The 6,879-nt window shown below is 41.4% G+C and carries 7 protein-coding genes; 3 read left to right on the forward strand and 4 right to left on the reverse strand.

Translation table 11 applies throughout. The features are described 5' to 3' along the window. Together FC98_RS13220 and FC98_RS13225 are read left to right on the forward strand one after the other, a co-directional pair. Positions 1-392 (forward strand): hypothetical protein (locus tag FC98_RS13220; RefSeq protein ID WP_235803644.1); only part of this gene is annotated, 392 nt, incomplete at its 5' end. 181 nt (positions 393-573) lie between these two features. After that, positions 574-2,034, forward strand: a complete 1,461-nt coding sequence (locus tag FC98_RS13225) for a PTS galactitol transporter subunit IIC (protein ID WP_040471746.1) — start codon at positions 574-576, stop codon at positions 2,032-2,034. Positions 2,035-2,205: 171 nt separating this feature from the next. Here FC98_RS13225 and rbsK read toward each other — a convergent pair whose 3' ends face one another. From rbsK to deoC, 3 genes are all read right to left on the reverse strand, one after another. Next, complete coding sequence (rbsK, locus tag FC98_RS13230; protein ID WP_008857260.1) at positions 2,206-3,123, reverse strand: ribokinase; 918 nt, start codon at positions 3,121-3,123, stop codon at positions 2,206-2,208. A 13-nt stretch (positions 3,124-3,136) separates the two neighbouring features. Next, entirely contained in the window at positions 3,137-4,153 is a 1,017-nt protein-coding gene (locus tag FC98_RS13235; RefSeq protein ID WP_054656114.1) for an aldose 1-epimerase family protein, read from the reverse strand. A gap of 106 nt (positions 4,154-4,259) precedes the next feature. After that, positions 4,260-4,913, reverse strand: a complete 654-nt coding sequence (gene deoC, locus FC98_RS13240) for a deoxyribose-phosphate aldolase (protein WP_040471683.1) — start codon at positions 4,911-4,913, stop codon at positions 4,260-4,262. Between the two features lie 159 nt (positions 4,914-5,072). Here deoC and FC98_RS13245 point away from each other — a divergent pair, with 159 nt between their 5' ends. Further along, complete coding sequence (locus tag FC98_RS13245) at positions 5,073-6,032, forward strand: sugar-binding transcriptional regulator (RefSeq protein WP_056949721.1); 960 nt, start codon at positions 5,073-5,075, stop codon at positions 6,030-6,032. Between the two features lie 176 nt (positions 6,033-6,208). On the opposite strand, the gene FC98_RS13250 is transcribed toward FC98_RS13245, so the two are convergent. Then, positions 6,209-6,424 (reverse strand): helix-turn-helix domain-containing protein, encoded by a 216-nt coding sequence (locus FC98_RS13250; RefSeq protein ID WP_040471685.1) that lies wholly within the window; start codon positions 6,422-6,424, stop codon positions 6,209-6,211. Between the last annotated feature and the right edge of the window lie 455 nt (positions 6,425-6,879).

A 6,879-nucleotide genomic window follows, 5' to 3' on the forward strand; every position in this document is an offset into this window, starting at 1 on the left:
AGCTCGTTACTTTAGTGACGAGTAGTTCACTAGAGAGGAAGATTCCGATGAAAATTGATATTAACAAACCATCACTCATGACGGTTGATGGTGAAAAGGCAATTGACGGTTTTTCACCATCCCAAAATAATTGGTTAGATATAGATGACGATTTGGATACTCATGATTGGTCACGGCCGCTACTTGGATGTACCGCCACGTTGTTCTTTTATACAGTTACCGAACGGAATCAATTTGTCGAAAAGTTAGTAGCTTCAGCTGATACCATTAGTGGTTTGGGGTTAGTCCTTCAGGATAATAACCATTACACGTTGGAAACGGCAGCGGGGATGGTTTCAAAGCATAGTTATGACGCTGGCGTAGATATCCGCGGACAGTTGTATAAAGAGTAAGTGACTAGGCTAAATAGTTCGAGAAAAATAGGTTTAACAGCAAAAACAATCTAAGATTAATATGAGCTAGAAGTGAGTTTCGGATCAGCTTCTAACTCATATTAATCTTAGATTGTTTTATAATTATTGAGTAGTGGTCAGGCATTATCAAGCTGGCTGCGTTTGGAAGGGAAGGAATATGATGCTACAAATAGTTAACGATATTTTCCAAACATTTGGGGCCAGCGTCGTTGTTCCGATTATGATTTTTATTGTCGCGTTATTCCTGAGAGTTCAGGTTCGGACTGCGATGATGAGTGCTTTCTATGCGGGGGTTGGATTAACCGGTTTTACTTGGATTATTTCTTCATTTACACCAGTGGTGACGAAAATTATTAAACAAATGGTGAATGGAACTGACATTCACTTGCCAATTGTTGATATTGGCTGGCAAGCTGGCTCGCTGGCTTCATTTGGATCCAGTGTTGGCCTAAGCTTCTTTGTATTTGGTCTTATATTGGAATTGGTCTTATTTTTTACCGGGATTACAAAGATCTTCATGCCATCAAATCTGTGGAATAACTTTGGTTTTATGATTTGGGGCACGCTTTGCTTTTACGTAACCCATAATTTTTGGTTGTCATTGGCGCTATCTTCATTCATGCTTCTTTACACGTTAGTAATTGCAGAAATTCAGGCGGATCGTTGGTCAAGCTATTATGGCGTTAAAAACGCAACGGTTTGTTCCATTCATAATATCGAACAAGCCATTCCAGCAATTATCTTGGATCCGCTTTGGAACTTGATTGGTTTGAATAAAGTTAAGATGACACCAGATTACTTCAAAAATAAACTTGGGGCGTTTGGCGAACCCACGACTTTAGGAGCAATCCTTGGCGTTATGATTGGGGTTCTTGGTAACTTGAGCAAGTTGGGGACATTAGCCGCATGGGGACAGATCCTCACCTTTGCCATTCAGCTTGCCGCCGTTATGACGATTTTTCCGTTGGTTACGGGTGTGTTTGCGAAAGCATTTTCGCCATTAGCTGAAGAAATTGATAAACGGCGTCAGGTCAGTCCCAAATCAGAAGCGGAAGAAGAAAAAGAAGCGATTCATGACAAAAAGCGTTGGTTCCTTGCCGTTGATGATGGCGTTGGTTATGGTGAACCGGCGACAATCATTTCTGGGGTGTTATTAATTCCGATTATGGTGGTGATTGCCTTTCTACTTCCAGGTAACAGGACGCTGCCAGTGGTTGATTTGATTTCAATTCCGTTCATGGTTGAGTCAATCGTTGCGGTTACCCGGGGAAATATCTTAAAGGTTATCTGCAACGGGATTGTTTGGTTCAGTATTGGGTTGTATGCCAGCAGCTGGCTAGGGACGATCTACACTGGCGCAATTTCACATTATGGGGTTGCGATTCCAGCTGGCATCGTTTTAATTACGAGTTTTAACTTAATGGCGCGCCCATTGAATGCCCTAATCTTTGCCGCTTGGATTAGTCAAAGTCCAATTTGGATTGGCCTCACCATTGTTGTCTACATGGCATTTGCTGTTCTGCTGCGAAGACGACGTTCACGAATCTGGGTCTATCTTCAGAAAATGGCTGATAAGAATGCCGGGTTTGAAGGCAGCAAGGATAAGATTACTTATGAATAAGTTGGTTGATTGAATTGGCGTGTATCGAATTTTGGCGACTGATAATTAACTTCAATCACATCGCTGATAGATGCTACTTGTTTTTACACCATATAAAACGCCTCCTTGGGTAACCTAATAATTAGGGATTGCTCAAGGAGGCGTTTATTGACCGATTCTTTTATCCTGTCTTTAATTAATGTGACTTACTAATTCGGCTGCAGTTGGATACGATTTCTGAGTTCCTTGTCTTGTAACTGTAACCGCCGCGTATTGGTTCGCGTGTTTCAAAGCAGTGGGAACGTCTTCACCCTGAGCAAAGTAGTGGGCAAACGAGCCGATAAACGAATCGCCGGCACCAGTTGTATCAACAGCTTTAACTTTGACTGCAGGAACCAATTCGCCGCTATCCTTGCTAACCCAGAGAACCCCTTTGGAGCCAAGCGTGACCATCATATTTTTGACGCCTAGGTCGATCATGTGTTTTGCAGCGCGCTTAATTTCGTCCAAATTATTCGTTGGCATGCCAGTTAAAGTTGCGAGTTCCGTTTCATTTGGCGAGAAGAAATCGACTTTGGAAACGTGGTTAATATCGAGATCTTCGTTAGCTGGGGCAGGATTCAATAGGACCGGAATGTTAAACTGATTAGCTAGGTCAATCGCGTGGTAGTTTGTTTCTAATGGAATTTCTTGTTGAAGGACAATGATCTTCGTGTTTTTGATCAGATCGATGTACCTATCAAGGACTTCCGGCGTTAATTCGTTGTTAGCGCCCTTGATAATTAAAATCCGGTTATCCGAGGTTGGCTCAACGAAAATGGGAGCGGCGCCACTACTCTTGGTGCCAATGCTAACGCCGGTGGTATCAATGTGGTTTTCTTTAAAATTAGCTAGTTGCTGCTTACCAAAGGTGTCGTTACCAACCATCGAGATAAAGCTGACCTTAGAACCCAACCGGGAAGCGGCGACGGCCTGATTGGCCCCCTTGCCACCAAACCCCATTTGGAAATCGGGTGCTTCGATTGTTTCACCTTCAATGGGCATCCGGTTAATGTAGGTAATTAAATCAATCATATTCGAACCAATTACTAAGACGTCACTTTTAGCCATTATGATTTCCTCCTTATTTTTCCAAACCAGTGGTTACTTTAAACTCACGGGATTCGTGGGCTTTTAGCATAATCAAGGTACCGGCCTTCTTGGCGGCTGCTAGTCCTTCGGGAGTACTTGTTCCAGGAATAACGAAAGCGTTGACTTGCTGATCAGGATTGTAGAGAATCCAACGAGTGCCGATTGGAAATTGTTTGGTTGAGAACTTGGTTAGGAAGTTTTTACCTTTTCCAATATTGACGCGAAATTCGGCTTCATCGACGTATTTTGATAAGTCTGATGAGAAGAAGACGATTTCTGGATCGTAATGTTCTGGATCATCTAGTTTATTGATGAGCTTACCCGAGGCCTTCAGCTGATCGTTGTAGGCGGTCCATTCTGGCGTTGGGTGAACATGAGCAGGGATGGTTTGCCGAAGTTGGAAAGCGTCGTCGGGGACATTAGAACTCATTTCAGCGTTAGCAACGTATGCATAGTTCATATGGCACAGGTATTGGAGCGGCATCGGCTGGTAATTTGAAAGGTTGGTAACTTTGAGTTGAATGTCAAACAAGCCACTATCTTTATGGATGGTAACGGCAGGTTCGGATAAATAATGATCCCCAAACCCCTTAACGTATTCGTAACTGCTATGAATTGTGATTGTATCCTCACCAAAAGTTAGATGGGATTCGTCCATCTCGGAAGTAGGAAATTCACCGTGTAGCTGATAATTATCATCTGGTCCTGGGGTCCCGTTGGCCAGTAAACCAGAGGTGAATTGGAAGCAGCCATACGTATCGGCAATTCCTGGACCGGGTAATGGCTGGGTAAACATATCCTTCATTTTGAGGGAAATATTATCAAAGATCGCATCCCAAATGATCAGTCCATGAAATGGCAAAACGGTCAAAGCACCTCGGGAATTGGTCAATTTTAAAGCTTCAATGCCTGAGGGATAGACAAAGGTTTTAATTGAAAAGTTGTCATCCTTAAAGAGGTCAAAAGGGGCTTGATTAAACATCGCATGACTTAGATTCAATGATTTCATTGTTGAATATCTCCTTAATAGCTGGTTATAATTTATAAAGCGCTTACAAAAGTTGGCTTAAACAAACAGAGAACCAATACCTGAATTCTCTGTTCAAGTTAATGTATTAGGCTTTACCAATAATCTTTAAACTAGCACTGGTTCCTAAGCGGGTTGCCCCAGCCTTGATCATATTCTCAGCGTCCTTAGCAGAGTGAATGCCACCGGCAGCCTTCACCTGAATCCGATCACCAACTGCTTTCTTCATGATGACAACATCATGGGCAGTTGCCCCGCTTGTGGAGAAGCCGGTTGAAGTTTTAACAAAGTCAGCGCCAGTGTTCGCAACAATGTCAGCCGCTTTCGCAATTTCCTCGTCGGTTAATAAAGCGTTTTCAATTATCACTTTAATAAGTGTGTTTCGTTTGTGAGCCGCGGTAACAACTGATTGAATATCTTCTTGAACCGCACGGTAGTTGCCGCCTTTAAATTCACCGATATTCATGACCATGTCGACTTCATCAGCACCGTCTTCAATCGCCTGGTTGGCTTCAGCAACCTTGATGTTGGTTGTGTTAGCACCGAGTGGGAAGCCAATAACGGTAGCTGTTTTAACTTGAGTGTCAGCTAGCAAGTTGTGAACGTGTGAAACCCAGTAGGGATTAATCATAACCGAGTAAAAGTCATTTTCGACCGCTTCTTTTACAATTCGATCAACATCAGCTTGAGTTGCTTCTGGTTTTAGTAGGGTATGGTCAATGTATTGATTTAATGTTTCCATGAATAAGTTCCTCTTTTCAATTTCTTTATAAACATAAGATACCATGGTATTATACAAATGTAAACCCTTACACTTTGCAAATGTAAATTATTAAAAACTGTGTTAAGCTGGACGAATAAGTTACGAAATTCCTGACCAAATAAAGGTGGCCTACAAACGATGGATGATTTGAAAGAATTGCAATCAGATAAACAGTTTAAGCGGTTAGTGGCGATTAGCCGACTCTATTATCAGGAAGGACTCAGCCAAGTTGAAATTGGCAAACAATTAGGATTATCAAGGCCAACGGTTGCTAAATCCCTCCAGCAAGCTCGTCAGCAGGGGATTGTTCGGATTGAAGTCGTGGATCCCTTTGAAGATGTTTCCTTACTTGAAAAAAACTTACAGGATAAATACCATTTGAAGCATGTGGTGGTTACTTTACAGCCGAATAATACCCAAGAAACCATTTTAGATTCATTGGGAAAGGCAACCGCGGACTATCTTCATAGTATTGTTAAGGATAATGATATTATTGGAATTAATTGGGGAAAAACCATGAAGGCGGTCGCAGCCCATTTACGAGAAGACCGTCACCAAAATATCAAAGTGGTCCAGTTAAAGGGAAGCGTTACTAACTCCCAAGAAGGAAATTATTCCGCTGACATCACGAGTAAGTTCAATCAGGCTTTTCATACGCAGGCGAATATTTTGCCACTACCCGTTATTTTTGAGGACCCAAAAGTTAAATCGGTAGCGGTTAAAGATTACTTTATCAACAGCGTTATCCATGAGGGATATGATGCTAATATTGCAATCTATACGGTTGGCACAACTCGATCTAATGCCATGCTGTTTCGGTTGGGATATCTAAATGATGAACAAATTAAAAGGGTTCAAACGGAAGCGGTTGGCGATATTATTTCCCATTTTGTGACGGCTGATGGCCAAATTGCTGATAAAAACTTAGATGCCCGAACGGTTGCCATTCCTTTAAATAAATTAAAAGAGAAAGCTTATTCGATCTTAGTAGCGGGTGGTGAGCCTAAGTTGTTACCCATTCACGCGGCGCTGATGGGCGGCTACGCGAATGTCCTGGTTGTTGATCAGGTGGTGGCCAAGGAGCTACTGGCTTACTAATTTAATTCGGCTGAGAATTTAAAAAACACTTCAATCTCCGTTATTTAGGTGATTGAGGTGTACCCTCAACAGTTGCAGCTGTTGGGGGCTTTGGTGTCCATGTTGCCAGGACTTCTTTGCATTTATGCTTTTATGGCTTGTTTGTCGCTCTTTTTTTTAGAATTATTAGCCTTGATTTACTGCTGTAGTTCTTCATGACTTTTTACCAAATTATCAACGGACGTCTCATATAAATCACTTAATAAGATCAAGTTGTCAATATCAGGATACGTTCGGCCATTTTCCCACTTAGACACTGACTGACGCGATATACGCAATGCTGCAGCGACCTCGTTTTGAGATAATCCATTAGAAACACGTACTGATTTTAATTGTGATGAAACAAAATCCAATGTATCCTCACCTTTCTCGTCTTAATTAACTTATAGTATCATACGAAGAAGGTACCACACCAATTGTAAACTACTGAGTTCTTCACAATTGGTACGACTTCATGATAATTTAAACATGTTATCGATAGTGAGCGAAAGGACGATACTACTATGAAAAGGACTTCTTTTTGGATAATCTTTCTTGTTTCATTATGTTGCATATCCATCGTAGTTTTAATACAACCGGTCATAAATTCATATTTTGGAAATAACACGGCAATCCCATATACTATCTTAGTCATCATACTTAGTTTATGTGCTGGCGTCATCACAAGTACGATTAACAATAAATTTAATAAAAAATAGCTCGTGTTATTTAACAAATAGGAAAAGTGGTAAGTTCACCACAAAGATTAGTTTTTTCATATTGACGCGTTATTTAACCCTTGAATTTACACTTTAAGTGCAACACTAAT

The sequence above is a fragment of the Lentilactobacillus kisonensis DSM 19906 = JCM 15041 genome, assembly GCF_001434135.1.
Classification (GTDB): domain Bacteria; phylum Bacillota; class Bacilli; order Lactobacillales; family Lactobacillaceae; genus Lentilactobacillus; species Lentilactobacillus kisonensis.